15 protein-coding genes, 2 pseudogenes and 2 CRISPR repeat arrays are annotated in these 24,957 nt (G+C 71.3%); of the genes and pseudogenes, 7 read left to right on the top strand and 10 right to left on the bottom strand.

From position 1 onward, the window contains the following. Nucleotides 1-288 precede the first annotated feature (288 nt). Complete coding sequence (locus ACZ47G_RS21925) at nucleotides 289-1,422, top strand: methyltransferase domain-containing protein (protein ID WP_465745043.1); 1,134 nt, start codon at nucleotides 289-291, stop codon at nucleotides 1,420-1,422. Between the two features lie 197 nt (nucleotides 1,423-1,619). On the opposite strand, the pseudogene ACZ47G_RS21920 reads toward ACZ47G_RS21925, so the two are convergent. The 4 genes and pseudogenes from ACZ47G_RS21920 to ACZ47G_RS21905 form a co-directional block, all read right to left on the bottom strand. Beyond that, nucleotides 1,620-2,063: pseudogene (locus ACZ47G_RS21920) on the bottom strand (Imm21 family immunity protein). 227 nt (nucleotides 2,064-2,290) lie between these two features. Next, nucleotides 2,291-2,563: direct repeats of the CRISPR family, unit length 28 nt; unit sequence GGCTGACCCCCGCTGGTGCGGGGAGGAC. Nucleotides 2,564-2,738: 175 nt separating this feature from the next. Then, nucleotides 2,739-3,020, bottom strand: coding sequence for a hypothetical protein (locus ACZ47G_RS21915; RefSeq protein WP_465745041.1), 282 nt, complete (start codon nucleotides 3,018-3,020; stop codon nucleotides 2,739-2,741). Nucleotides 3,021-3,070: 50 nt separating this feature from the next. After that, nucleotides 3,071-3,957, bottom strand: a protein-coding gene (locus tag ACZ47G_RS21910; RefSeq protein WP_465745195.1) for an IS5 family transposase whose coding sequence is annotated in 2 segments (ribosomal slippage) — nucleotides 3,071-3,603 and nucleotides 3,603-3,957 — 888 coding nt in all. Because the reading frame shifts where the segments join, the coding sequence is not laid out codon by codon here. Between the two features lie 21 nt (nucleotides 3,958-3,978). Beyond that, a pseudogene (locus ACZ47G_RS21905) lies at nucleotides 3,979-5,034 on the bottom strand (MATE family efflux transporter); the annotation flags it as partial. 889 nt (nucleotides 5,035-5,923) lie between these two features. On the opposite strand from ACZ47G_RS21905, the gene ACZ47G_RS21900 reads away from it, so the two are divergent. Beyond that, complete coding sequence (locus ACZ47G_RS21900) at nucleotides 5,924-8,113, top strand: HEAT repeat domain-containing protein (RefSeq protein ID WP_465745039.1); 2,190 nt, start codon at nucleotides 5,924-5,926, stop codon at nucleotides 8,111-8,113. Nucleotides 8,114-8,354: 241 nt separating this feature from the next. Further along, nucleotides 8,355-9,487: a CRISPR direct-repeat array (repeat unit 29 nt; unit sequence CGGCTGACCCCCGCGGGTGCGGGGAGGAC). A gap of 254 nt (nucleotides 9,488-9,741) precedes the next feature. Here ACZ47G_RS21900 and ACZ47G_RS21895 read toward each other — a convergent pair. Next, nucleotides 9,742-10,422, bottom strand: a complete 681-nt coding sequence (locus tag ACZ47G_RS21895; protein ID WP_465745037.1) for a TetR/AcrR family transcriptional regulator — start codon at nucleotides 10,420-10,422, stop codon at nucleotides 9,742-9,744. 92 nt (nucleotides 10,423-10,514) lie between these two features. Here ACZ47G_RS21895 and ACZ47G_RS21890 point away from each other — a divergent pair, with 92 nt between their 5' ends. The 3 genes from ACZ47G_RS21890 (at nucleotide 10,515) to ACZ47G_RS21880 (ending at nucleotide 12,257) form a co-directional block, all read left to right on the top strand. After that, the gene (locus ACZ47G_RS21890; RefSeq protein WP_465745035.1) at nucleotides 10,515-10,943 is read left to right on the top strand and encodes a nuclear transport factor 2 family protein; all 429 of its coding nucleotides are present in this window, start codon (nucleotides 10,515-10,517) and stop codon (nucleotides 10,941-10,943) included. Continuing rightward, nucleotides 10,940-11,836 (top strand): NmrA family NAD(P)-binding protein, encoded by an 897-nt coding sequence (locus ACZ47G_RS21885; RefSeq protein WP_465745033.1) that lies wholly within the window; start codon nucleotides 10,940-10,942, stop codon nucleotides 11,834-11,836. Before ACZ47G_RS21890 ends, ACZ47G_RS21885 begins: the two co-directional genes overlap by 4 nt. Before the next feature lie 205 nt (nucleotides 11,837-12,041). Beyond that, nucleotides 12,042-12,257 (top strand): hypothetical protein, encoded by a 216-nt coding sequence (locus ACZ47G_RS21880; protein WP_465745031.1) that lies wholly within the window; start codon nucleotides 12,042-12,044, stop codon nucleotides 12,255-12,257. A gap of 638 nt (nucleotides 12,258-12,895) precedes the next feature. Here ACZ47G_RS21880 and ACZ47G_RS21875 read toward each other — a convergent pair. Beyond that, nucleotides 12,896-13,900, bottom strand: a complete 1,005-nt coding sequence (locus ACZ47G_RS21875; RefSeq protein ID WP_465745029.1) for a zinc-binding dehydrogenase — start codon at nucleotides 13,898-13,900, stop codon at nucleotides 12,896-12,898. Between the two features lie 98 nt (nucleotides 13,901-13,998). Here ACZ47G_RS21875 and ACZ47G_RS21870 point away from each other — a divergent pair, with 98 nt between their 5' ends. After that, nucleotides 13,999-14,898, top strand: coding sequence for a LysR family transcriptional regulator (locus ACZ47G_RS21870; RefSeq protein ID WP_465745027.1), 900 nt, complete (start codon nucleotides 13,999-14,001; stop codon nucleotides 14,896-14,898). Between the two features lie 229 nt (nucleotides 14,899-15,127). On the opposite strand, the gene ACZ47G_RS21865 is transcribed toward ACZ47G_RS21870, so the two are convergent. The 3 genes from ACZ47G_RS21865 to ACZ47G_RS21855 form a co-directional block, all read right to left on the bottom strand. Beyond that, nucleotides 15,128-15,562 carry a hypothetical protein gene (locus tag ACZ47G_RS21865; protein WP_465745025.1) on the bottom strand — a complete coding sequence of 145 codons (435 nt, stop codon included), beginning with the start codon at nucleotides 15,560-15,562 and terminating at the stop codon, nucleotides 15,128-15,130. Nucleotides 15,563-15,710: 148 nt separating this feature from the next. Further along, nucleotides 15,711-16,544 (bottom strand): hypothetical protein, encoded by an 834-nt coding sequence (locus tag ACZ47G_RS21860; protein ID WP_465745023.1) that lies wholly within the window; start codon nucleotides 16,542-16,544, stop codon nucleotides 15,711-15,713. Next, nucleotides 16,537-17,049: a SigE family RNA polymerase sigma factor gene (locus ACZ47G_RS21855; protein WP_465745021.1), complete on the bottom strand. Its 513-nt coding sequence runs from the start codon at nucleotides 17,047-17,049 to the stop codon at nucleotides 16,537-16,539. The genes ACZ47G_RS21860 and ACZ47G_RS21855 overlap by 8 nt, the downstream gene beginning before the upstream one ends. 252 nt (nucleotides 17,050-17,301) lie before the next feature. Between ACZ47G_RS21855 and ACZ47G_RS21850 the strand changes: the two genes are divergently transcribed. Then, nucleotides 17,302-18,129, top strand: a complete 828-nt coding sequence (locus ACZ47G_RS21850) for a hypothetical protein (RefSeq protein WP_465745019.1) — start codon at nucleotides 17,302-17,304, stop codon at nucleotides 18,127-18,129. A gap of 593 nt (nucleotides 18,130-18,722) precedes the next feature. Here the strand turns inward: ACZ47G_RS21850 and ACZ47G_RS21845 are convergent. Then, nucleotides 18,723-24,311 carry an RICIN domain-containing protein gene (locus tag ACZ47G_RS21845; protein WP_465745017.1) on the bottom strand — a complete coding sequence of 1,863 codons (5,589 nt, stop codon included), beginning with the start codon at nucleotides 24,309-24,311 and terminating at the stop codon, nucleotides 18,723-18,725. Nucleotides 24,312-24,957 lie beyond the last annotated feature (646 nt).

Raw genomic sequence — 24,957 nt, 5'->3', positions numbered from 1 at the left:
CCCCGATCCGCACGGCGGGTCCGTCCTCGCGGACCTGCTGCGCACTCGGATCGGCACAGCACAGGCGTACCCGTGCCCCAGAGCGCCTGTCCACTCCTCCCGCGCCCCGGGAGGCCACCACAGCGACGAAAAGGAGCCTGGTATGGACATCGACGGAGGCCACGGCAGCGGGGGTTCGGGTGGCGGCGGTGGCGAGGGGGACGGGCACCCGGGTACCCCGTGGACGCCGCCGTCCGACCCGCCGTCCCCGGACGGAACCACCCCGCCAGGGGACGGGGGACACCGCAAGTGACGCTCGCACCCGAGCAGGAGGACCGCCCCGTGCCGGGGCGGTCCTTCCCCGTCGCCGACGCGTGGGCGCCGGCCTTCGCGGCCGTCCCGCGCTCGCTGTTCCTGCCGGACCTGATCTGGGCGCACGACATGGCCGCCGGCACGAGCCGGCCCCTGGTACGGACCGAGGACGAGCAAGGCTGGCTGGCGGCGGCCGCCGCGGACATCCCGATCGTCACCCAGTGGGACGACGGCGAGCACCAGGGCACCCAGCCCGGCACGGTGCCCACCAGCTCCGCCTCGATGCCCTCCCTGGTCGCCTCCATGCTGGACGACCTCCAGGCCGAGCCGGGGATGCGGGTGCTGGAGCAGGGCACCGGAACAGGGTGGAACGCCGCCCTGCTCGCCCACCGGCTCGGCGACGCGAACGTGACCACGATCGAGATCGACCCGCGGATCTCCGCGCAGGCCCGCGCCGCCCTGCACGCCGCCGGCTACCGCCCGCACATCGTGTGCGGGGACGGCGCGCGCGGCTTCGATCCCGGCGCCCCGTACGACCGGATCACCGCGACCTACGGGCTGCGGGAGATCCCGCGGGCGTGGATCGAACAGACCCGCCCCGGCGGGCTGATCCTCGTGCCGTTCGGCACCCACTACTCCAACGCCGACGCCCTGCTCCGCCTCACCGCCCACGGCGACGGCACCGCGTCCGGCCCGTTCCTCCAGCCGGTGGAGTTCATGAAGATGCGCTCTCAACGGCTGCGGTGGCCGCAGAACCCACCCGCCGGCGACACCGTCACCGAGACCACCACCCGCGCCGTCCTGCCGCCGCACGGCAAGTTCGACCCGTTCCCGTTCGCCGCCGGCCTGTTCCTGCGCGACGTGACCCACGCGATCCAGCCGCACGACGACGGCGCCCGCACCCTGTGGCTCTACTCCCTCACCACTCCGGCCTGGGCCGCCGCGACCTTCCGCGACGGCGAGGACGCGCACCCGGTCCGCCAGTACGGCGGACGCCGGCTGTGGGACGACTTCGAGCACGCCCTCGCCTGGTGGCACGGCGCGGGCGAGCCTGGGGTCGAGCGACTCGGAATCACCGTCACCTCGGACGGCTGGCACGCCTGGCTCGACGACCCGGCCCGGCCGATCTGACCAACTCGCCCACCCGGGCCGGGGCCAAGGCCCACCTCGCGGTGCGGGGGAGGGGAGGACACGACGCCGTCGATTCCCCCGTTGGTGGAGTGCGGCTGACCCCGCAGGTGCGGCGAGGACGGCGTCTACGCCCTTGACCTTCTCCGCATCAACGCCAGGTCAGGCCAGCTCAACGAATCGGTGGACGCGGAAGCAGGTCAGGTCGTCGGGTCGATGCTTGCCGAGTCCACCCTGTAGTGCCCATGACCAAGAGTGAGGGTGATGCTCTCAGCGAGTGTCCCGACCTCGGTGCCGAAGTAGGCGGCGTCGAACATGACGAGCTCGCCCGTGATTTTCAGTACGGGTCCTTCTTCCCACTCGGCAGTGGGAAGTCCGGCCAGGACGATGTCAGCGACGCCTTCTTCGGTTTCTGCCTAGCACCAGCGGACGAGGATTCGGTGCTCGGGAAGGTAGTCGGTGGAGAGCGGTTCATCCCCGAGGACGAGCGCCTCGGCGTCACCGGGGAAAGCGAGGACGCCGACGAGTTCCACCACCTCGCAGGCCCGGTCGTAGTCGCCCTCCGTTCCCGACCACTGCGACAGAGCATCGCGTGGAACCACGATGAACGGGCCGCCCTCCGTCTCCAGCCACGTCAAGGACATGCCGCCTCCCGCTCCGAGATCTCCGTTCCGTCGCGACAGCGTATGCGCCGGATCGGACACCGCAGCCTCGCGCCCGTGGCGGTCGGGGGTGGGCGGTGGCCAGCATCGAAGGGCTGACCACGCTGGCGACGTTCGGCTCGACCTGGGCCGTGCTGGCAGTCGGTCACGACGTGGCCGACCACGTCTTTGACCAGATACGGCGACGATCTGCCAGGCTGCCGGGGACCGGCTGACCCCCGCTGGTGCGGGGAGGACCGTCGGACTGCCAATCCGTCTCCCGGGGGCCTCGGCTGACCCCCGCTGGTGCGGGGAGGACCCGGGCGCGGTCCTGGGCATGCGCCGTCTCGGCGGCTGACCCCCGCTGGTGCGGGGAGGACGTCCCAGACGAGCCCGTAGACGACGCCGTACGCTGGCTGACCCCCGCTGGTGCGGGGAGGACTACGGCACCACCGAGACGTGGCAGCCGGTCAACGGCTGACCCCCGCTGGTGCGGGGAGGACTCTTCGCGACCTGCGGCGACGAAGCGGCTTTGCTGTTTCTTGACTGGTGATCTGAGGGATTTCCGTCCGTGCAATGGCATTGACGGCAGGGCCTGTTGAGAAGTCAAGGAGCGATGGGCATCGTGCCACAGGAGTGCGGTTGTGGCGCCCTTCGTCGTCCGGTTCCCGCAGTGGCTCAGCCAGTCACGGCCGCCGCCTGCGCGCTGCCCCTGGCCGCCAGTTTCCGTATGTGTCGTACGGCGATGAGTGGCACCGACACGCCGATCAGATTGCAGTACGCCACCGCCGTGTAGAAGCCGTCCGCGCTGTCGACGGCGTGTGCCGCCGCCGCGCTGACCGCGACGATCAGGCCGAAGTAGATGGCGTTGAGCACAATGGCCCGGAAGCCGCCGCCGGTCTCCTCCATGACGGTCAGCGAGGTGAGCACGGGGCCCTGGACGGCGTAGGTGAGCGCCACGGCGCCCAGGTAACCGCTAGGCCGTGTTTCGCAATTGATCTTGTGGTGAGTCATTGCTCCTCGGCTCGCAGCCACAGGATCAGCGAGGCGAGGACGACGTCGGCCCGATAGCGGTTGGCCAGCTTGTCGAATCTGGTGGCCACTGCCCGGGATTGCTTCAGCTTGGCGAAGCAGCGTTCGACGACGTTGCGCCCCTTGTAGGCGGCCTTGTCGAAGGCCGGCGGTCGTCCGCCGCGGCTCGCGCGGCGGACGCGGCCGGCGATCTGGTCCCGGCGTTCGGGGATGGTCGCTTTGATCCGTCGGCGCCGTAGCAGGCTGCGGATCTTGCGGGAGGAGTAAGCCCTGTCGGCCACGACCCGGTCGGGTCTGGTCCGCGCTCGCCCGGCCCCGACGCGTGGGACGCGGATGGCGTCGAGGACGGAGGGCAGCATCGCGCAGTCGGCCGTGTTGCCCGTGCTCAGCACGATCGACAGCGGCAGGCCCCGGCCGTCGACCGCCAGGTGGATCTTGGTGGTCAGCCCGCCCCGGGACCGGCCGAGCGCCTCGCGGCGCGCAACTGCTGCCGGATCATCCGATTCGTCCTCGGACTGGCCCCCTTTTTGCGGGCGCCGGCCGCGTGCTGGTGTGCCCGGGCGACTGTGGAGTCGATCGAGACCATCCACTCCACGGTGCCCACCGCGTCGTTGCGGACCTGGACCTCCCGCAGTAGCGCGGCCCAGGTTCCGTCCTTCTCCCACTGGGCGAAACGCCGATAGACGGTCTGCCACGGACCATAGCGCTCGGGCAGATCACGCCACGGGGCACCCGTACGCAGCCGCCACAACACCCCGTTCACCACCTGACGGTGATCCCGCCACGGACGCCCGGCACCATCCCGCTGCGGTAGCAACGGCTCGATCCGAGCCCACGCAGCATCCGTTATCTCTCCTCGACCCACCACAAGATCAATTATGAGACACGCCCTAGTGGCCGCGGCCACGGCGGCGTCGCCGCCGCCGATCAGCTTCGCCAGGGGGTCGTGCACCGACCACACCAGCAGCGCGATCACCACGTAGGTCACAGCCGTGAGCTCGATGCCACCGCGCATCGAGGCACGTATCCGCAGCCATTCGCCCGACCCGCGTTGCTGGTTGATGGTGATCGCTGTGGCCGTACCCAGGACCGCGCCCGGCAGCAGCACGAGATTCTGCAGCGTGGAAGCGACCGTGAACCCCGCCACGGCGTTCTCCCCGTAGTTCCCGAGGACGCCGATGACCGCGAAGTTGTACGCCGAGATCACGACGAAGGACATGGCGATGGGCACCCCGATGCGGCGCAGGTCCGTGAGCACCTCGGGCCGCCAGATCCGGAGGGCCGGAGGATGCCACAGCTCGGTGCGGCGCAGCAGCGCCAGGCCCGTGATCAGGCCGGTCAGGCCCGCCGTCGCCTCGGCGATGGGCACCGCCGCGATCCCGAGGTCGCTGCCGAGGCCGGCCACGAGGCTGATCCGCACGCTCGCCGTACCGATGACCAGGGCGGTGGCCGGTCGCACGTACCCGTAGCCGCGCAGGCCGGACGCGCAGAGCTCCGCCCCGACGGCCAGCAGACTCGCGGCGCAGGTCCAGCGCAGGAAGGAGGCGAACGTGGCCCGAACCTCGGCGTCCACGTTGAGCAGGCCGGTCAGGAAGGGAGCTGTGAGCGCGAGGACCATGTACAGGGCCGCGCCGAGCCCGAGCCATACCCTGGCCAGGCTGGCGGAGTTCGACATGACCTCTCGGGGACGCCCGGCCCCCTTGCTGCTCGCGGCGGCGGCCTGGTTGCAGACCGCGAAGCCCACGCTCAGGGCGAGGACGACGAAGCTGACAGGCTGGTAGAGGGAGCGTACGTAAATGGTCTCTCCCCCCATGCGCCCAAGAATGGCGATGACGCCGAGCTGGGCGGCGAAATTGAGGGATTCGGCCACAAAAAGAGGAATAGCGAGGCGGGATATTGTCCGACGCACGTCCCTTCTTTCATGAGTGGCTAAGGAGAGCATGCGGACCTCCGGGAGTGGAACGGTGCGGGGGTGCGAATTGGGGAAGAGCTCCGGGACGGTATCGAGATTCACCGGCAATGTCCACACGGGCTTGGGTGGGTGTCGCGCGCCGGCGAGGGAGATTGTCGTAGTGCCCGTCAAGCCTCGGCACGCCGGTTGCCAGGCTGCGCAGGGAGGCGGGCCGTCGCCCGGGGCGCGGTGGAGGTGCTGCCGGCTCGGGTGCGGTATGGCATTTGCGGGGCCGCGGGCGTCGTGGAGATTCGACCACTCGATCAGTCGGCAAATTCGACGACGCGCGGAGTCGTGCTTCGACTATGCCATTGCGGAGAGCTTCCTCGCCGTCCTCAAAGCAGAGATCGGAGCGGACTTCCGGACGCAGGCTCAATAAGACGTCGTCCGGCGGGTCGCGGAACATCACAACCGAGAGTAATTCCACTCGACGGTCGGTTGTCTCACGCCGTACCAGGCGATGCTCCGTTTCCATCAGCGGCTGTTCCTGACGGGATGGAACAGACGTGTCGGAACTCAGTCGGAAATCAAAGGTTCACTTCAGTCGTAGGTACTCCGACCCACACCGGTCCTGAGATTCCGACACGAATTCTGAGCCCCCTGCACCTCCAGCAGCTCGGCACGGACCCGGGCGAGAAGCCCCGGTGGCCAGCGGCGGAGGACGACAACCCGTCAGCGTGCGGGGCCGACGGGCAAGATCATCGGTGTCCGTGACCACGAACCTGGATCCCGGCCCTGACATGGCTCCCGGGTGAACGGTGCAGCCGGTGAGCTTGCTGAAAGGATTCTGCTCGTTCGCCGGAGCTGCGCAGGGAGCCGATGACCAGCGACCGACCGCGCGCTGGTGGCGGTGTCAGTGCCCCGTGTCACCGTGCGACCCATGACCAACGATCTTGAAGGCCTCGACCGCGTCGACTGGTCGTCGATGGGGCACGCCTACGGTCCGGCCGACGAAGTCCCGCTGTGGCTGGAGCAGATGGCCTCGCCGGACCCGGACGCCCGGGAGCGGGCCTTCAGCAGCTTCTACGGCTCGGCCCACCACCAGGGCGACGTCTACTCCTGCACGGCGGCGAGCCTGCCGTTCCTGTTCGCGCTCGCCGACGATCCGCAGACGCCTGACCGCGCGGCCGTCATCCGGCTCGTGCTCAGCATCGGCAGGGCGGCGCTGGACTGCGACCCCGACGGCGTCTACTACAGTCCGTCCGGCCACGCGGCGACGCCCCATGCGGATGTCGTGCCTCGGATGCGTGAGCACGTCGAGGACTTCGTCCGGCACGCCACGGACCCGGACCCGCAGGTGCGGCAGGCCGCCGTACCGGCCCTGGGACTGTTCCTCGACGACGCCGACCAGGCATTCGCCCTGCTGCGCGAGCGGCTGGCCGCCGAGAACGGCACCGTGGAGCGACTGCTGGTCATCGAGACGGCCGCGACACTGGCCCAGCGACTGCCGGCCGCGCTCGGCCCGGTGACGACCTGGCTCGCCACCCTGGCCACGGACCCGGCGCTGGACGCCGACATCCGGCTCGCCGCCCTCGTCCACCAGGCCTCCAGCACACCGGAGGCGATCGACGCCGGCCTCGTCCCGACGGCGACCGACTTGCTCCAGCAGCTCACCCCCGAACCGGCACCGGAGCCCGAGCCCGAGCCCGAGCCCGAGCCCGAGGACAAGGACAAGGACAAGGACAAGGCCGGGCCGGGGGACTGCGGGCAGTGCGCCTGCGCGGACACCTCCGCCCAGCCGGCACCGGACCAGAACGTCCCCCCGCAGATCGCCGCCGCCTTCGCGGACCTCGACCGCCATGGCCGCGTCCACGCCCCCACCACCGAACTGCTGACCACCCTCCACCGGGTGCTGGACGCGCGGCTACCCGAGCGCACCGCCCTGCTCACCGCCCAACTCCGCAGCCACGACCCGGCCACCCGCCACGACGCAATCGCCATGACCTGGGACCTGATCCGCTCCTGGCGCGGCGATCACACCGGCCTCGTCCTCCTGCTCGCCGACTGCCTGCTTCCCGACGACCCGTACACCGCCGCCGAAGCCGCCGAAACCCTGGGCAAGCTCCCCGCCGCCCTCGCCGAACCCGCCCGCGAAGCCCTCGCCGCCCTTGTCGAAGCGCACCGCACCACCCACGGCCCGGACGGCTGGGCCGCACGGCACCCGCTGCTGCGCCGGGCCCACCAGCAGGCGGTCACGACGCTGGCCCGCCTCGGCGACGAGCGGGCCCTGCCCGGCCTGCTGACGGCGCTCGACACCGGCACCGACGAGTGGCGTGCCCTGCAGGTCGCCGGCCACCTCCCCCAGGCGGCCGGGGAACTGCTCCCGAGGTTGACCCGGCGCCTGGCCGACGCGGACTTCTCCTGGCCCTGGGGATCCGCCACGGCGCTGATGACCGCCCTCAACCGGCTCGGCGACCCGGCGGCTGTACCCGCACTCACCACCGCACTCACCACCGCCGTCGAACAGGAGCAATGGCACACCGCCGCCGTGGCCCTCCACGCGCTCAGCTCCATCGGCAGCGGCGCCGCATCCGCGCTGGAGACGGTCCGGGCACTCGCCGACGCCGACGACCCGAACCTGCGCTTCGCCGCCGCCAAGGCCCTGTGGCACATCGAGAGCGACCCCGCCGACGCCGTGCCGCGCCTGACCGCCCTGCTCGACACCGACAACGACCGCGACGCCGCCGACGTCCTCGGCCGGATCGGAGCGCCGGCGGCCGAGGCGCTGCCCCGCCTGCGGCAGATGCTCGAAGCCGGCCATGTCCTGACCCGCACGCACGCTGCCGCAGCGATCTACGACATCGGCGGCCCGGCCGAGGCCGTGGTCGTACTGCCCGTGTTGCTGGAGGGGTGGGAGGAGAACGACTCGACCGCCGGCCATGTCCTGGACTGCCTGCGGCGGATGGGTCCCGCCGCCGCGCCCGCCCGTCCTCGGATCCACGCGGAACTCGCCCTCGCCCGCCGAAGCGGCGACATCTTCCAGAACGCCGAGGGCGACGAGGCACTGCTGCGCACCTGCCGGGCCGTCATCAAGCAACTGGGCACCGGAACGGATGAGGTGGCCGCTTGACCCTTTCACTCCGATGTTGCCTGGCCGGCCGGGCAGCATCGGAGAAGGGCAGGACGTGGGGGCGGGTACGGGTCGGGGCCAGCGTGGTGGTCATGCTGAACGAGAGTGGGCTCGCCGGGTTCGTGGCGGCGCCGAATGGTTGGCGGGTGGCGATCGCTTCTCCGGGGGATGCACTGATCATGGTTGCCCCGGTGATCGGATGGGTGCCGATCCCCGAGGACTTCGGCCCGATCACGAATTCCGGCTGACCCCCGCGGGTGCGGGTGCGGGGAGGACATCGTGCCCCGGGCCTCCACCATCGCGACCTGCGGCTGACCCCCGCGGGTGCGGGGAAGACAGGGAGGAGACAACCGAGATCACCGGCTGTGCCGGCTGACCCCCGCGGGTGCGGGGAGGACACCAGAGGTGACGACGGCCGGGTGGCCCGGTCCAGCTGGCCCCCGCGGGTGCGGGGAGGACCGAACTCCAGTCGATATCGGTCACTCGCTCACCGGCTGACCCCCGCGGGTGCGGGGAGGACATGGGCTCGCTCATCCGCAACCTGATCTTCACCGGCTGACCCCCGCGGGTGCGGGGAGGACACGACGCCACCGGTCGAGGTGGCGGCGAGCATCGGCTGACCCCCGCGGGTTCTGGGAGGACGAGCGTGTCCAACTCACTGGACAACTCGGTCATGGCTGACCCCCGCGGGTGCGGGGAGGACTGGCGCGAACTCGGAACCGAGGTCGGCGTCCACGGCTGACCCCCGCGGGTGCGGGGAGGACACCCGGGTCGTCCCGGCGATGCCGTTGCGGGCCGGCTGACCCCCGCGGGTGCGGGGAGGACGGTGCCGGACGTCAGACCTGGCCGAACGTCAACGGCTGACCCCCGCGGGTGCGGGGAGGACAGCAGATGGACGGCAGTCGAGAGTCGCATCCGCGGCTGACCCCCGCGGGTGCGGGGAGGACACCAGGGGCCAGACCGGCATCCTGCCGGAGATCGGCTGACCCCCGCGGGTGCGGGGAGGACCTGGTCGCGCAGCTCCTGGGAGATGCCGACGACGGCTGACCCCCGCGGGTGCGGGGAGGACGCCCCTGCGCTGCGCCATGGTCAGCGGTGCAGCGGCTGACCATGGCGGGTGCGGGGAGGACCCGACCGCGAGCATCTCCTGCAGGACCTCCTCCGGCTGACCCCCGCGGGTGCGGGGAGGACCCGGTTCAGCGGACGTTGTTGTTGACGGTGCCCGGCTGACCCCCGCGGGTGCGGGGAGGACATAACCCACCACCCGGACTACCAGGCGCACAGCGGCTGACCCCCGCGGGTGCGGGGAGGACAACCCAACGGCGCGTGCATTCTCCGCCTGTTACGGCTGACCCCCGCGGGTGCGGGGAGGACCCTTCGCGACCTGGGACGACGAAGCGGCTTTGCTGTTTCTTGACTGTTGATCTGAAGGTTTCCGTCCGTGCAATGGCATTGACGGCACGGCCTGTTGAGGAGTCAAGGAGCGATGGACATCGTGCCATGGGAGAGTGCGGCCGCGGGGTGAGAGCAGTTCATACGTGCTTGCGGCCTGGTGTTCTCGGGCTGTCGGACGTGGGCGTGGCCTCTTTCCCGTGGAGCAGCAGGGCTTTGAGCAGCGGTTTAGGCGGCTACGACGCGCCGTGATGCAGTCCGGTGCCGAGCACCCGCCTGGTGAAGTCCGCGAGCTGGGAGCGGAGTTCCTCGCGGGAGGTGTGTTTCTCGCCTGCCAGGTGCTCGACGAGGTCGGCACGGGTGGCCGCCAGGAGGGCGTGCGCGGTGAAGTCGCTGCCGGCCGCGGCCGGGGTCCGGTGCAGCAGGTCCCGGAGCAGCGCGTGCCAGTGGTCGTAGTGCTCCGTCCGGTAGGGGCTGTCGGCTCCGGTGCCCTCCAGCGCCAGTGCGAGGTGGCGGTTGTCGAACTTGAAGCACAGGAGGGCGTCGAGCAGGGCCGGGATGCGCTCCAGGGGTGGGGTGGTGGGCCCCAGTGGCGGTGGGCCGTGTTCGACGGCGTCCATGAGCGGTGCGAGGCGCGTTCCGTAGAGGGCGCGGATCAGGCCCGTGCGGTCGCCGAAGGCGCGGAAGAGCGTGCCCTTGCCGACGCCGGCCTGCGCGGCGATATCGGACATGGTGACGTCCTCTGGGCGGCGGGAGGCGGTGAAGAGCGTGTCGGCGGCTGCGAGGGCGGCCGCCCGGTTGCGGACCGCGTCCTTGCGGGGCTTCCGTTCGCCCGGGGTGCCGGGCGCGTCGGTGGGCCGGGGTACGCCCGCGGGTCGGGGTGCGGCGGGGTCGGGTGCGGGCGTGGCTGCGGGCACGGGTGATTGCCTCCGGTTGCGATGCGGACCGGCGGTCCGTATCTTTCATTGAAGCGGACCGCCGGTCCGTATCGTACGGGATGGAGACACGCATGCCCGAGAACCCCGCACCCGCGGAACTGTTCCGCCACGGTCTGCGGCTGCTGCTGGCCGGGGACGTTCCCGCCTGGGTCGGCCTGTGGGCCGAGGACGGCGTCATGGAGTTCCCGTTCGCCCCGCCCGGCTGGCCGCGCCGGCTGGACGGACGGGCGGCCGTCGCCGCCTACATGCGCGACTACCCCGACCACATCGAACTGCACGACTTCCCCGACCTGCGGATCCACCGGACCACCGATCCCGGGACCGTCGTGGCGGAGATGCGCGGCGTGGGCCGGCTCGTCCGGACCGGAGGCCCCTTCGACATGACCTACATCGCCGTCGTGACCGTCCGGGACGGGCGGTTCACCTCCTACCGCGACTACTGGAACCCCCTCGCCGTCCAGCAGCCGGGCCTGGACTTCGCCGGGAGCGCCGCCTCATGACCGACCCCACCACCGCCACCGCCCCGGCCGTCGGGACCATCCTGGTCATCGGGTCCACCGGCACGACCGGCAGCCGTACGGTCGCGCGGCTGCTCGCCGCCGGATACCGCGTTCGGGCCGCCAGCCGGCGGGCCACCGCGCCCGTCTCCACGTCCGTTGTCCCGTCCGCCGGTGCGGAGCCGGTGCGCTTCGACTGGTACGACCCCACCACCTTCGACGACGCCCTGGCCGGGACGGACCGCGTGTACCTCGTCCCACCCGTCGGCGAGCCCGACCCGGCCGCGGTCATGCTGCCCTTCCTGCGCCGCGCCCGCGCCGCCGGGGTGCGCCGCGCGGTGCTCCTCAGCTCCTCGGCCGTACCCGAGGGCGGCCCGGCCGTGGGGGCGGTCCACCGGGCCCTGCCGGGGCTGTTCGACGAGTGGGCGGTGCTGCGCCCCTCCTGGTTCATGCAGAACTTCACCGGCGAGCACCTCCACGCCCGCAGCATCCGCGAGGACGGCGCCATCCTCACCGCGGCCGGGTCCGGCCGGATCGGCTTCGTCGACGCCGACGACATCGCCGCCGTCGCCGTGCACGCCCTCACCGACGCCGCCGCGCCCAACACCGACCTGGTCCTGACCGGCCCGGACGCCCTCGCCCACGACGACATCGCCGCGATCGTCTCGGAGGTCATCGGCCGACCGGTGGTCCACCGCCGTCTGACGCATGAGCGACTGCGCGACCGCCTGGCCGCCCTGATGCCGGCGGAGTTCGCCGAGTTGCTCGCCGGCATGGACCGCGCCATCGCGGAGGGGGCCGAGGACCGGACCACCGACACCGTCCGGCGTGTCACCGGCCGTCCGCCGCACGGCTTCCGGCAGGTCGCCGAACGGGAGCTGCGCCCCAGCCGGTGACCCCACGGCTGTTGTCCGACTTCACCTCTGCTGCCGGAGAACCGGGCGGTGCGCTGGCGGGGAGGGTGCCGCGGGTACACCGACGCCCGGGAGCAGGTGAGGGTGCTCGGCCCCTGACCAGCGATAATGCCTCAGTGAAGACCTGGACGGACCGTCTTCCGCAGATACCTTTCCCCTGCCGCGCCCTGCGCCGGACGGTCCGTGGATGACCCAGGAAGAGGCGGCGTCCTACCTCGGCATCGGGCCGCACCACCCGAACGCGCTGACGTCCGTCGCCCACCGGATCGAGATGGTCCGCACCACCGGCAACGGACTCGCCGTCACGCGTGCCAGCGTCGAGACGGAGAAGAACTGGCGCACCACCGCCAAACCCTGGCGGAAGGCCCTGCGCCTGCTCCAGGACATTCCCAAGCTTCTGTGAGGAGCGGATAACCGGGAACGGGTGCGGCCGCCGCCGAGATCCTTCCGGCCTGCCGCCGCGACCTTGCGGGGCCGGGTCCGTGCGACGGGTGGCGGATCGTATGGTGTCCAGCGCCGCGGCCGTGCGGGGGTGACCGGCGTGACGGTCCAGAAGTCGTGTGGTGCCGGGGTCGCCACCTGAAGGCAGGCCTCCGCTTCGAGCTGCGGATGGCGACGGCGGTTCGGGGGTGACCAGGCGTCGGCTGCGGTCCGAAGGCCCACGTCTGTGTCCGCTGTAAGGGCCGACGGTTCCGCAGCCTTGGTCCCGCCGGCAAGTGACGAGTCTGCCTGGCCACGCCCTCGGCGCGGGTATGTCCGTCCGTCCTGAGCCGCTTCGCAGAACTGCCTGTGTGAGCGCCTCAGGTGTTGGTCAGCCACAACGCCTTGTACGAAGGCGAGCACAGCGCGAAGACCAGGAGGCGGTCCACCGGGGCATCACACGCACCACGACTCCGGCGTCCGCGAAGGCCGCATCACCGACGTGAAGCGCCAGAAACGCATCATGGCGGGTGTCCTGTCTCACCGGAGTCTGACGGGTCTCACGGAACCTTGACCGGCCAGTCCTGACCTGATGGCACACGCGAGACGGCCGGACCATGCCTACGCGCGGTCCTGCACGATGATCTTTCCGGTGTTCTCGCCGTGCAGCATGCCCAGGAATGCGTCCACGATGTTCTCGAATCCGTCCACCACCGTCTGGTCCAGCGCGAGCCGGCCGCTCTGCAGATGGGGGACCGCGAAGGCGTACAGCTCGTCCTGCAGGTCGCGGTAGTTGCTGACCAGGAAGCCCTCCATGCGAAGGCTCTTCTCCACGATGTCCGAGTAGTTGACGTTCGGCGGGGGCGCGTCCGGGTTGTTGTAGCGGCTGATGGTGCCGATCCGAACGATGCGCCCGAACTCGCGTAGTGCGCCCACCGCGGCGGCCAGTTGCTCGCCGCCGACGTTGTCGACGAAGACATCGATGCCGTCCGGTGCGGCCTTGGCAAGCAGTTCGGCAGCAGGGCCGTCGTGATAGTCGAACGCGGCATCGTAGCCCACCTCCCGGGTCAGGTGGTCGACCTTGGCCGCCGAGCCCGCGCTGCCCACGAGCCGGCCTGCGCCCAGCAGCCGGGCGAACCGGCCGGTGGCCGTGCCGACGCCGCCGCCCGCGCCGGAGACGAAGAGGTCATCGCCCTCGCGGAGCCGGGCGATGCGGGTGAGGCCCACGTAGGCGGTCAGTCCGGTACCGCCGAGGACGCTCAGGTAGGCCGTCAGTGGGACCCCGTCGAAGCGGGGGAGCTTGCGGATCTCTTCGGGCCGGACGACGGAGTGTGTGCGCCAGCCCTGCCGGTGGAACACGACCTCCCCTTCGGTCAGCTCCGGCGTCCGTGAGGCGACGACGCGCCCGAGAGTGCGGCCCTCGAGCGGTGCGTGGAGCGCGAAGCCGCCGGGCGCGTCGTCCATCATCTGGCGGTGGTAGGGGTCGACGGACCAGTAGAGGTTCTGCACGAGCGCGGTGCCGACCGCAGGATCGGGAATCCGGGACTCGACGAAGGCGAAATCCCCGGTGGCGGGGAAACCGCGAGGGCGGGCGGTCTGCTGGACGGTGATCGCGTTCTCGGTCATGACGGGACCGTAGAACGGAACGGAACCCTCGGGCAGCTGGTTAGGCTCATGCGATGCTCCGTTCCATGAGCAGTTCTCATACCTGAGGTGAACGCCCTGTGGCCCGCACGACCGACACCGATCTTGCTCCGCACGAACTGCGCATCCTGGTGGCGGTCGCGGACGCCGGCGGCTTCTCGGCCGGGGCCGAGCAGCTCGGGCTGACACAGTCCGCGGTCTCCCACTCCGTACGCGGCAGCGAGCGCAAGGTCGGCGCCGTTCTCTTCGAACGCGGCCGCAGCGGTGCCAGGCCCACTCCGGCGGGTGACAAGGCCGTGGCGCATGCGCGCCGCATCCTGCGGCTGCTGGACATGCTGACCGCCGAGGCGCGAGAAGCCGCCCGCTCCGAGGCGACACAGGAGCCAAGGGGCCCGCTGCGGATCGCCGCCTTCCGCAGTACCGCGCTGCACCTGCTGCCGCCGGTCCTGCAGCGGCTGCGCGCGCGGCATCCGGGGATCGAGCCGCAGGTACGGATCGTCCGCGAGCTCGGGCGCGGCACGGCGGGCGAGGTGGCCGACGGACGGTCGGACCTCGCCATCGCCACCCTGGACGGAGCACAGTTCCCGGCGGGGCTGGTGGCGAACGAACTCTTCGAAGAGAACTACTCCCTGGTGCATCCGGCGGGACACCCCGCTCCGCGCTCACTGCCGCTGGTCGACTGGGACGAGAACTGCGGCTCGTACACCCGCGCCTGGTGGCACGCGCAGGACTGGATCCCGAGGGCCACGATCCAAGCCGAGGACGACGGAGCAGTGCTCTCACTCGTGAGCGGGGGGCACGGAATGGCGATCATGCCCGCGCTCTCCCTGGTCGGAGCGCCAGACTCGATCGAGATCACCGATCTCGGTCCGGAGCGCCCGATACGCCGCGTCGGCTACGTGACCACCCCGGAACTCCTCGCCTCCGCCACCGTGCGCGCTCTGGTCCGGGAGCTGCGGGCGGCCGACACCCCCCGCTGACGGGCAGGCTCCGGCGAGACCAGGCAGGGGAAACGGGCCGGTCGAAAGACCGGAACCGCGCCCCGGGCCGACTTCACCAGCGGGACGCGCCGGAGTCCCACTTCTGCGCCATCGAGTCGTACCGATCGCCCACCCACGCCGCCGTCACCGAACTTGAGGACGTGATGTCGGGCTGACCCCGACCGGGGGGCGGACCCCGATGCAGCCTCCTCAGCGGCTGGAGCCAGCGCTACCAGGCAGGGCGCTGGTCTTGACGTTCCGTCGAGAATCCGGTTGGCACGGTCGTTTCCGTCCGCCACAGCAGGCCCGGGTCGGGAGGGAACTCGTCCGTTGCCGGCGCCGGAGGATGCAGACGCCTGTGGCCGGGAATCTCCACCTCGGCCAGCACCCCGTCCCGCATCATCCACAGCCCGAAGCAGTCATCCTCCTCGTCATGGATCAGCACCTGCACGCTCTCCGGATGCGGCCACTCCAGGGACTCCAGGTGCCGAAGCAGCCCCGAACGAGGACGCACCCGGTTGAACTCGATCATCCACCCGTCAGCGAACATGGCGAGCTGCTCGAATCGGCCACTCCAGCTGCGCGAGTCGTCCTGCCTGGTCAGCGGCTCCATCACCCCCTCCGCGAACTGCGCCAACACGATCACCTGCGCGATTCTGCTCATGCCGAAGTATCGACGCAGCCCGCGGGCCGGCTGCAATCGAATTTAGGGATGCCAGGCAGCCGAGCGAAACGTTGAGGCGGCGCTACCGCCTGGATGGCTGCCGTCGGCCCACCACCGGGCGCCTGAGGTGACGCCTACGGGTGGGCGCCTACGGGTGGGTGTTCTGGGCTGTGGGCTGGGTCTTCTGGTTGTAGATCTCCTTGCCGTCCGGGTTGTAGGCGTGGACGTAGGGGGCCGGGGGGAAGGGGGTCGCGTTGGGGTCGGTGGAGATGGCCGCCGTGTAGACGAACGTGCCGTCGGCCATGGTGGCCGGGTGCTGCGTCGGGTCGTCGCCGTAGCTGATGGTGACCTTGGCGACATCGGGTGTGTAGTGCCCGGCGCCCAGGGTGAGGAACTGTCCGGCACCGGCCGGCGTGCTGAAGTTGTCGAAGAACTCGATCAGGTGACCGGTGCCCCACAGGCGATCGTTGATGAACGTCGCGGGGACGGACCTGCTGGTGCCCTTGACGCCCTTCGACTCGCACTGCACGTACTGGTTGGCGGAGTTGACCGCGATGACCACGCCGTCGGCGTTCTGCGAGGCGACCGGAGTACGGACCGCGATCACCGCGTGGTACCGCGACGCGTCCGAGCCCAGGCAGGAGCCCAGGATCTCGGCGACCGCCCCGGCGTCGATCGGGGTCGTCGTCGTGCTGGTGACGGTGAAAGCGGCTGGGGGGTGGGAGGGGGAAGCCGACAGGGAGGGGGAGGCTGTGGTGGCTGCGCCTTCTTGTGGGCCAGGTGAGTGCGGCGCGGACGGCAGTGCCAGGCACACGGCCGCCGCGACGCAGGCCGTGGCGGCGGTCGCGGCGAGGGCGTGCCGGCGGTGGCGGCGCCGGTCGGCGCGTCGGCGGACCTCCGCAGCGGGCAGGGCCGGTGCGGGCATCTGCGAGCCGAGCAGCCGTAGCCGGTCGCCGAGGGCGTCGTGGACGGGGTCAGACACGGAGCTTTCCTTCCTCGCTGGTGGGGGACTGGTCGGCGAGTTTGGCCGCGAGTGCGGAACGACCGCGGGCGAGGCGGCTCTTGACGGCGCTGACGCTGGCGCCGGTCTCGGCCGCGACCTGCTCGACGGAGAGGTCGCACATGTGGTGCAGGACCAGGGCGCTCCGCTGTGCCTCGGGCAGGTCGCGGAGCGCGGTGACCAGCATCAGGTGCTCCTCGGTGGGCGGCTCGACGGTGGGTGGTTCTTGGCGGTGGTGGCGCCCGGCCAGGTGCAGTCCGCGGGCCAGACGTCGCCAGCGGGAGAGGGCCAGCCGCCGGGCCGTGGTCCGGATCCATGCCTCCGGGGCGCTGTCCGGGTCGAAGGTGCGCCGTCGGTCCCACGCGCGGATGAAGGCCTCCTGGACCACGTCCTGTGCTTCGGACCAGTTGCCGGTCAGCGCGTAGAGCTGCCCGGTCAGGCGGGAGAAGGACGCCGCGTAGAACGCGTCGAACTCCTGTGGCGTCATCAAGGGCCTCTCCTCCGGGGCTGTCCGTCAGCTCGCGGCACAGACGGCTCGCGAAGAAGCACTCCTCGGCCGCGGTGGTGGAGCCGTGCGACCTGGGCGGAGCCTCCCGGCCTGTACGCACGAGCGCCGTCCCAGGGTCGCACCCGCGGCCTATGACCTGGATCACGTGTGCGGGGTGCGACCTGCCGGGCGTCGGGCGGCGTTCAGGGGTGCGGGCATCAACCGGACGCCCGCAGGAAAGGACACGGATTCATGCGTATCCGCCCGATCGTGCTCATCGCCGCCGCCGCCGCAACCATCGCGACCGTCGGGGGAGTTGCCACTGCCGCAACCAGCACCCCCACGGCCACCCTGGCGGCCGCACCCGCGGCCACCCCGGCCGTCCCCGCGGCCGCCCCCGCGGCCCAGGGCAAGCCCTCCGCTGCGCCCACCGCCACGCCCTCCGGCGCCGGCTCGGCCGTCGCCCCGGTGGCCCCCAGCAGCGGCTCGTCCGTCACCGGTGCGGCTGCCACCCCGGGCGCTTTCACCGTCTCCAGCACGGCGACGACCCCGATCGACGCCGGGACCGCCGCCAAGATCCTGAGCTCCTGCCTGGGCTCGGACGCGTCGCGGTACCACGCGGTGATCGCGGTCCGTACTCCCGTCGCCTCGTCGGACACCGACGGCGTGGTCATCGCGGTCAACTCCGCCAACCAGTACGTGCAGTGCGAGTCGAAGGGCGACAAGGGCACCAGCAGGTCCGTCCCCGCGACGTTCATCAACGATCGCCTGTGGGGCACCGGTCACCTGATCGAGTTCTTCGACAGCTTCAGCACGCCGGCCGGTGCCGGGCAGTTCCTCACCCTGGGCGCCGGGCACTACACCTCCGATGTCGCCAAGGTCACCATCAGCTACGGCGACGACCCGACGCAGCACCCGGCTGTCATGGCCGACGGTGCGTTCGTCTACACGGCGGCCGTCTCCACCGGCCCCGACAAGAACTCCCGCCCCCCGACGCCCTACGTCCACGCCTTCAACGCGGCCGGCAAGGAGATCTACAACCAGAAGACCCAGCCCACGGTCAAGAACACCCACCCGTAGGCGTCCACCCGTAGGCGTCACCTCAGGCACCCGGTGGTGGGGCCGGCGGCAGCCATCCCGGCGGTAGCGGGCGGCCGCGCGGCGAACGGGCGTGCGCGGTGTGACGATGCGGCCTGGTCGACCGCCACGTCGAGGCCGGGAAGGTCGAGTACGTGCTGACAGACCTCGGCCCAAAGCGGACCACTGAACCTGAGACTCGTGATGTCGGCCTGGCAGGGCCGAAGTGGTGCCGCTCAGCTCTGGCGGGTTGGGCGTCGTCAGGGAGCGGACCAGCGGCGCGAGGGTGTTGGCCCGGTCCGTGGACGGCACCCTTGGGCGGTGGGCGGGTCGCATGCATGGACGTCGTCTCGGCCGGCGCCGACCCGGGCAGCGACGCAGACCCGCTCGGTCTCGCTACGGTTGGTGCGGGCCTGGCACCGGCGGATGGCGTTCACTGACCTGATGGGGTGTGCCACGTCACCGAGGCGGTGGCGGCAGGTGGCGGTCATCTCGCCTTCCGACCGGTGGCCGGCATATGGAGCGGGAGGGGCACCTGTGGGTGCCCCTCCCGCTATGCGAACGCGGCCGGCGTTACCGGATCCTGCGCGAGTCGGTCAGGTACAGGGGATGACCCGGCCTCCCGACACGACGCACTTGGGCGGGAGAAGGCGCTGGTGTCCTGTACGCGTCTCCCACTGGACACTCGGAATGGCCTTGATGATCGCCTGCAGCGCGTGGATGAACGCCTCCAGGAAGTCGCCCCTCCCCGCGGCGGCCACCGCGCGGGCTCCGTCGATGGCGGCGCCGGTCGCGTCGCCGGCCTGGAGGATCTGGATGTTGCCCAGGGGGCTGACCATCAGCCAGGAGCCGCCCCGACCGCTGGTTCCCGAGGACCAGCAGACGCGGTCGTCGGCGCCGTAGACGACGAGGTTCCCGTCGTCCTGCATGACGGCCCGGAACCCGCAGCCCATGGTCTTGGACTCCCACACGGACCAGGTGTGGTCGCCGAGGGCGCCACCCTCCGTGTAGTAGGCGACGAGGTTGCCGTCCTGCTGCATGACGAGACGGGTGGACTGCTCTGCTGCCGAGGACCCGAGGCTCTGGCCCGCGCACAGGGTGTCCCCGTGCCACATCCACGAGCTGGAGGACTGCCTGCCGTTGCAGAGCGGGGGGAGCTGGATGCCGTCCGGCGGGCGGAACCCGCCGCCGCCTCCCGAGTTACCGCCTCCGCTGCTGCCGCCTCCGGAGTTACCACCTCCGCTGCTGCCGCCGCCTCCGGAGTTGGCACCCCCGGTGTTGCCACCTCCCCCGCTGTCCCCGCCGTTGTCTCCGGTGCCCCAGTCGTTGAGCTTCCACCACTGGGCGGTGGAGGCGGTGCAGGCCCAGACAGCGAGGTCCTCGTTCGCGTTGACGGCGGTGAGGCAGCCGTTGTCGGCCGCGGAAACGATCCGGTACCAGCCCGGCCGGCCTTCCTGGAAGCGCCAGAGCTGGTTGGCGTTGCCCTCCTGGGCGCTGGTGAGGTGGGTGCGGTGGGTGCTGGGGTTGTGGTCCATCACCATCGCCCCGGCGTACTTCGTCTCGATCTGCCACTGGTTGTTCGGCTTCTGCCACAGCATCCACTGCTGCGCGGTGCTGCCGTTGTTGCCCAGGGCCTTGATGCGGGTGCCCGCGGCTGTGTTGGCGCCGTCGAGGTCCGCGACCATGCCGTTGTTGCCGGAGTGCAGGACGGTGGTGACGCCGTGGCGCACCGAGCTGGCGCCGGGCGCCTGCGGGGATCCGCCGGTGTTGACGTTCCCGCCGCCTGCCGAGGAGCCGCCGTTGTTGCCGCCGCCCGTGTTCCCTCCGCCGTTGGAGCCTGTGCCGGAGCCGCCGCCCTGGGTCGGGCCGTTCTGGATGTTGTCGAGGCGCCAGCGCTGGCGGTCCGAGCCGTCGCAGGCCCAGATGCCCAGCTGCTCGCCGGGGTTGTTGGCGGTCAGGCAGCCGTTGTCGGTATCGCTGGTGATCCAGAACCAGCCGCCTCCGGCGTCGTGGAACGCCCAGTGCTGGTTGGCGTTGCCCTCCAGCACCCGGATCAGATGGGTGCGGTGGCTGCCGGGGTCGTGGTCCATGACCATGCCCTGGCCGGCGGCGGTCTTGCCGTCGGTCAGCAGTGTCTCGATGATCCAGCGTCCGTTCGCGGTGGGCCAGAACGCCCAGCGCTGCGCGTCGTTGCCGTTCCCGGCGAGCGCCTTGATCGAGGTACCCGAGGCGGTGTTCGCACCGTCGAGGTCGGCGACCATGGCGTTGTTGGCCGAGCGCAAGGTGGCGACCTGCGAGGAGGCGATGCCGGGGCTCACCACCGGGGTGGTGCCGGGCTGCTGCACGGGCTGCTGCGGGGCGCGCGGCGGGACGCCGCCCAGACCCCAGCGCTGGGAGTCGGTCGCGTTGCAGTCCCAGATCTGCAGCGCGGTCCCGTTCACGGGGTTGCCGCCCGTGACGTCGAGGCACCGGCCCGAGTTCGAGTTGACCAGGGAGTAGTCCGCTCCCTGGCGCCAGTTCTGCGCCGCGGTGCCGTTGCAGTCGTACAGACCCACCCGGGTGCCGCCGGCGGTGTTGCCGCCGGTGACGTCCAGGCACTTGCCGAACGCCTTCAGGGCGAGACCACCGCTGGTCGCGGCCGGGGTCCACCGCTGGGAGGCGGTGTCGTTGCAGTCGTACAGGTCGATCGGGGTGTTGTTCGCGGTGTTGCCACCGGTGACGTCCAGACACTTGGACGGGAACGCCGAGTAGACCCGCACCGCGGCCGCTTCGTCGGGCTTCCCGTTCCCGCCACCGCCACCGCCATTGCCGTTGTCACCACCGCCGTTGCCGCCGCCGTCGGTCGGCGGATTGTCGACGGCCTCGGTCAGACGCCACTTCTGCGCGTTGGTGCCGTCACAGCCGCGGATCGCCAGGTCCTCGCCGTCGGCCGCCGCCGTGAGGCAACCCCGGTCGGCGGCGCTGACCATCGTGAACCAGCCGCCCCCGGCATCGACGAACCGCCACAACTGGTTCGCGTTCCCCTCCTGCGCACCCTGAAGGTGGGTGCGATGGGTGTTGGGATTGTGGTCCATCACCATGCCGCCACCGAGCTTGGTCTCGATCAGCCACTGGCCGTCCAGCTTCTGCCACAGCGTCCACTTCTGCGCGTCGTTGCTGTTACGGCCCTGCGCCTTGATCCGGGTACCGGCGGCGGTGTTCGCGGCGTCGAGGTCCGCGACCATGGCGTTGTTGCCCGACTGCAGCACCACCGTCCGGTTGTGCGCGGGCTGGGTCCCGCCGGCACCCAGCGGTGGCTGGGTGCCGCCGCTGTTGTCGCCGCCGCCGGTTCCCGTCTGGCCGTTCAGGCGGAACTTCTGCTGGTCGGAACCGTCACAGGTGTTCACCGCCAGAGGCTGCCCGGAGGCGGACAGGGTGAGGCAGCCCCTGCCGTCACCGTTGGTGATCGTCGAGGAACCGTTTCCGGCGTCGGCGAACGTCCAGAGTTGGCCCGCCCGGTCCGCCGCCACCGGCTGGAGCGCCGTCCGGTGCGAGCCGGTGTCCTGCCCGAGCACCATCCGGTCTTGCGGACGGCTGCTGCCGTAGCTGAGCCGGGTCTCGATCAGCCAGTTGCCGTTGCCGCGGTCCCAGAACACCCACCGCTGCGAGTCGGTCCCATTCGGCTGCCACGCCTGCACGGGCGTGCCCGCGGCGGGCACGCCGCCGCGCACGTCCGGCACCAGTTGGGGGTCGGCCACCGACGCGATGCCGATCCCCAGTGCCGGATCCGGCCGGGGTCCGCCACCGGGGCCGGTACCCGGCCCGCTCGGGCCGGTGCCCCACTTGGGGAAGGACGGCAGCGCCGGGAAGCTGGGCAGACCGATGGCCGGCAACGGGGGCACCGACGGATCACCATCGGGAGTGCCACCCGTGCCGGGGTCGGTCGGCTTCGTGCCCGGGTCATCAGGGGTGTTGCCGTCCGGCGGGTTCTGCCGCTTGCACTTGGGAGGCTCCTCCGGCGACTTGGGCGGGTTCGACCACGCGGCCGGGTCGTTCGGGAAGCCGGTGGTCGCCGGCCAGGGGACGTCCGGCAGCCCCGGCAGCGAGGGCCACGGGACGGTCGGGAATCCGGGGACGGACGGCCAGCGCCAGAACGGCGCGCTCGGGAGCGTCGGCCAGGTGACGTCCGGAACGGCCGGCCCGCCCGCTGCCGACCCGTCCGGCAGGTCGGGATGGCCCGGCCACGGCACGTTCGGGGAGCCCGGCACCGAGGGCCACTTCACCTGGGGGAACCCCGGCACAGTGGGCCAGGCCTGGCCCGGGTGCCCCGGGATCGCCGGGTCGGCGGCGTTGGGCAGCCCGGGAATCAGCGTTGTGCCGTCGCCGTTGCCGGGCAGTGGCAGCACCGGCCACGGGACGCCGGGGTGGCCCGGCATGGCGGGCCACGGGACGGTGGGGGAGTCGGGGAGGGCCGGCCAGGTCGCCTCGGGGTGGCCGGAGATCGTGGGCCACGGCGTGGTGGGCAGGGTGGGGAAGCCGGGCCAGCGCAGCTCCGGCAGGCCAGCGACGCCGGGCATCGGGACGCCCGGGAAGCCCGGGACGGACGGCCACGGGATCGCCGGGTGGCCGGGCAGCGAGGGCCAGGTCAGCTCGGGGTGGTCCGCGACGGTCGGCCACGGCAGGTCGGGGAAGCCGGGGACGGCGTGGCCGGCACCGGCGCACGGCACGGACAGCCGCCAGCCCTGCCGGTCCGAGCCGTCGCACGACGCCACCGTCAGCCCGGTGCCGTCGGAGGTGAGGCAGCGGCCGTCGGCGGCCGAGGTGATGCGGTAGCCGCCCGCGCCGTCGGCGACGAAGCGCCAGCGCTGGTCGGGGCTGCCGTCGAGCTTGCCGGTCGTCGCGTCGTTCTCGATCGGACGGATGGTCAGCCGGTCACCGTACGCGGGGATGCTGAGCACACTGCCCTGTCCGGCCGGGGTGGTGCCGTTGGTCCGGCCGGTCTCGATCACCCAGGTGTCGTCCGGCTTCTGCCAGGTCGCCCAGCTCTGTCCGGCGGAGCAGTCGGGGGCACTCGCCAGGACCAGGCTGCCCGTAGCAGCCGAGGCATCCGGCACGTCGGCGACCAGGTTGGCTGCGGCGGACGTCAGGACGGACACCCGTCCGTGCTGCGGTTCCCGGGTGGTGGCGGCGGGAGCGGGGGGCGTCGACGGCGTGCCGTCGGCCGCGGTGTCGAACGAGGCGAGTGCGAGCGCGGGCACGGCTGCCGTCCGGGGCCGGGACGGTGCGGTCGGCGGGCACGGCTCGTCGCGCCTGCGCAGCGGGTCCTTGCTGAACATCACCGGGATGTGGTCCGATTCCTCCGTGTAGCTGAGACGGCGCCCCGTGTACTGGTGGCCAGCGGGCAGCCCACGGGCGATCATGTAGTCGTACTCGTTGGCGGGCCTGCTCCGGGGGTGGGTGTTCAGGCCGGAGTTGACGATCTCACGGCCGCTGCCGAATGCCGTCGCCGCCGTCAGTGACCGCGGGTTGCGGTTGAAATCGCCCATCAGCGCCCAGTTCGCGTCGCCGGTCGCCGCGATCGCGTCGACGACGGCCGGCACGTTGTTGTGTTCGGCGGCGCCCACCCTGTTCGTGGCGTGCATGGAGTAGAACCACGTGCCGTCCGCCAGTTTGACGCCCAGAGTGGGCTTGGAGTCCCACGCCACTTGGCCGTCGTCCTCCTCCGGTTGGGCTGGAATGACCCGGACGACGGGGTTCGCGTTGTCGACGCGCTTCGCCACCACGAGGGCCAGCGAGCGGTTCTTGATCAGGGGCCTGAGCGGGTTGCTCGAGTTAAGCCGGTAGATGGTGCGGGTGCCGCCCATCGAGGCGGGAAACGCGTTCCACTCGAACCGGTCGACCTGGACGTTGGCATCCACCTGAATCGGAGGCAGGCGATGGATGTCGGTGTTGTCCGGATCGTTCTTGTCGTCGTTCGCGTCGATCAGATCATCGTGCCTGACCTCCTGGAGTGCCAGGACATCGACGCGTTGGGCAACGCTCCAGATGTCCCGCGGCCACCTGGTGCCGGCCAGGATGTTGAACGTCGCGGCCGTGTGTTCCTGGACGGTTGCCGGCCCGGCCTGCGGCGGGGCGGCAGGACCCACCGCGTGCGCGGGAACCGGGAACCCGCCGACGAGCCCTGCCATCAGGGCGAGGAGCGTCACGAACGCCGCACCCGCCCAATGTGGTCGCCACCGTATTCGCCGTCCGGCCGATGGGGCGGTCGTGACCGCGCGTGCCATAAGGAGCTCCTCTGAACTTCACTGTTGAACAGAGGCACGCTGGCAGGCTGTTGTAGACACGTTGTAGACGAGGTGTTTACGGGCGGGAGGGGCGGACCGCCCGACGCTGGTCGCCGTCAGCGGACCGCCCAGGGCGGGTAGGACGACGCTGCGCACGCCTGAAGGTGGGGTCGAGACTGTCGGCGCGGATGGTCGCGACGTCGCAGCGGGCGGTCAGGGCGGCCAGGGAACGGTAGTCGATGGCGATGGGCACCGGATGCTCTTCGTCAGGGCTGTTCCAGCGGCCGGACCGTGGCGTCGAGTCCGGCCATCAGCGCATCCGTGAGCTGGGCGGGCTGGGCGGGGTCGAGGAGGACCCCGGCGAGGTTGGCTGCTCCCCTGATGGTGCTCAGGTCGTTGCCTCGCAGGTCGGTTGGTGCTGGCGGGCAAGCTGCGACGCCGAATTGGGAGGTCGTCGGCGCCGACAGTCACGCGACCGGCTTGGCGTCCATGTCCCTCATGGAGGGCGGCGTCCGGGGCGGCCGCCGGAGGGCCGACGGAAAGATCGTCTTCGTGATCCTGCCGCGGC

Source organism: Kitasatospora sp. NPDC030952 (assembly GCF_055571335.1).
The sequence above is the reverse complement of the archived record's forward strand: the minus strand, read 5'-3'. Positions and strand labels throughout refer to the sequence as shown.

Coding starts and splice junctions, on each gene's coding strand:
- ACZ47G_RS21850 (WP_465745019.1), top strand. CDS start 17,302: ATGCGTATCCGCCCGATCGTGCTCATCGCCGCCGCCGCCGCAACCATC.
- ACZ47G_RS21875 (WP_465745029.1), bottom strand. CDS start 13,900: ATGACCGAGAACGCGATCACCGTCCAGCAGACCGCCCGCCCTCGCGGT.
- ACZ47G_RS21880 (WP_465745031.1), top strand. CDS start 12,042: ATGACCCAGGAAGAGGCGGCGTCCTACCTCGGCATCGGGCCGCACCAC.
- ACZ47G_RS21885 (WP_465745033.1), top strand. CDS start 10,940: ATGACCGACCCCACCACCGCCACCGCCCCGGCCGTCGGGACCATCCTG.
- ACZ47G_RS21890 (WP_465745035.1), top strand. CDS start 10,515: ATGCCCGAGAACCCCGCACCCGCGGAACTGTTCCGCCACGGTCTGCGG.
- ACZ47G_RS21865 (WP_465745025.1), bottom strand. CDS start 15,562: ATGAGCAGAATCGCGCAGGTGATCGTGTTGGCGCAGTTCGCGGAGGGG.
- ACZ47G_RS21900 (WP_465745039.1), top strand. CDS start 5,924: ATGACCAACGATCTTGAAGGCCTCGACCGCGTCGACTGGTCGTCGATG.
- ACZ47G_RS21855 (WP_465745021.1), bottom strand. CDS start 17,049: ATGACGCCACAGGAGTTCGACGCGTTCTACGCGGCGTCCTTCTCCCGC.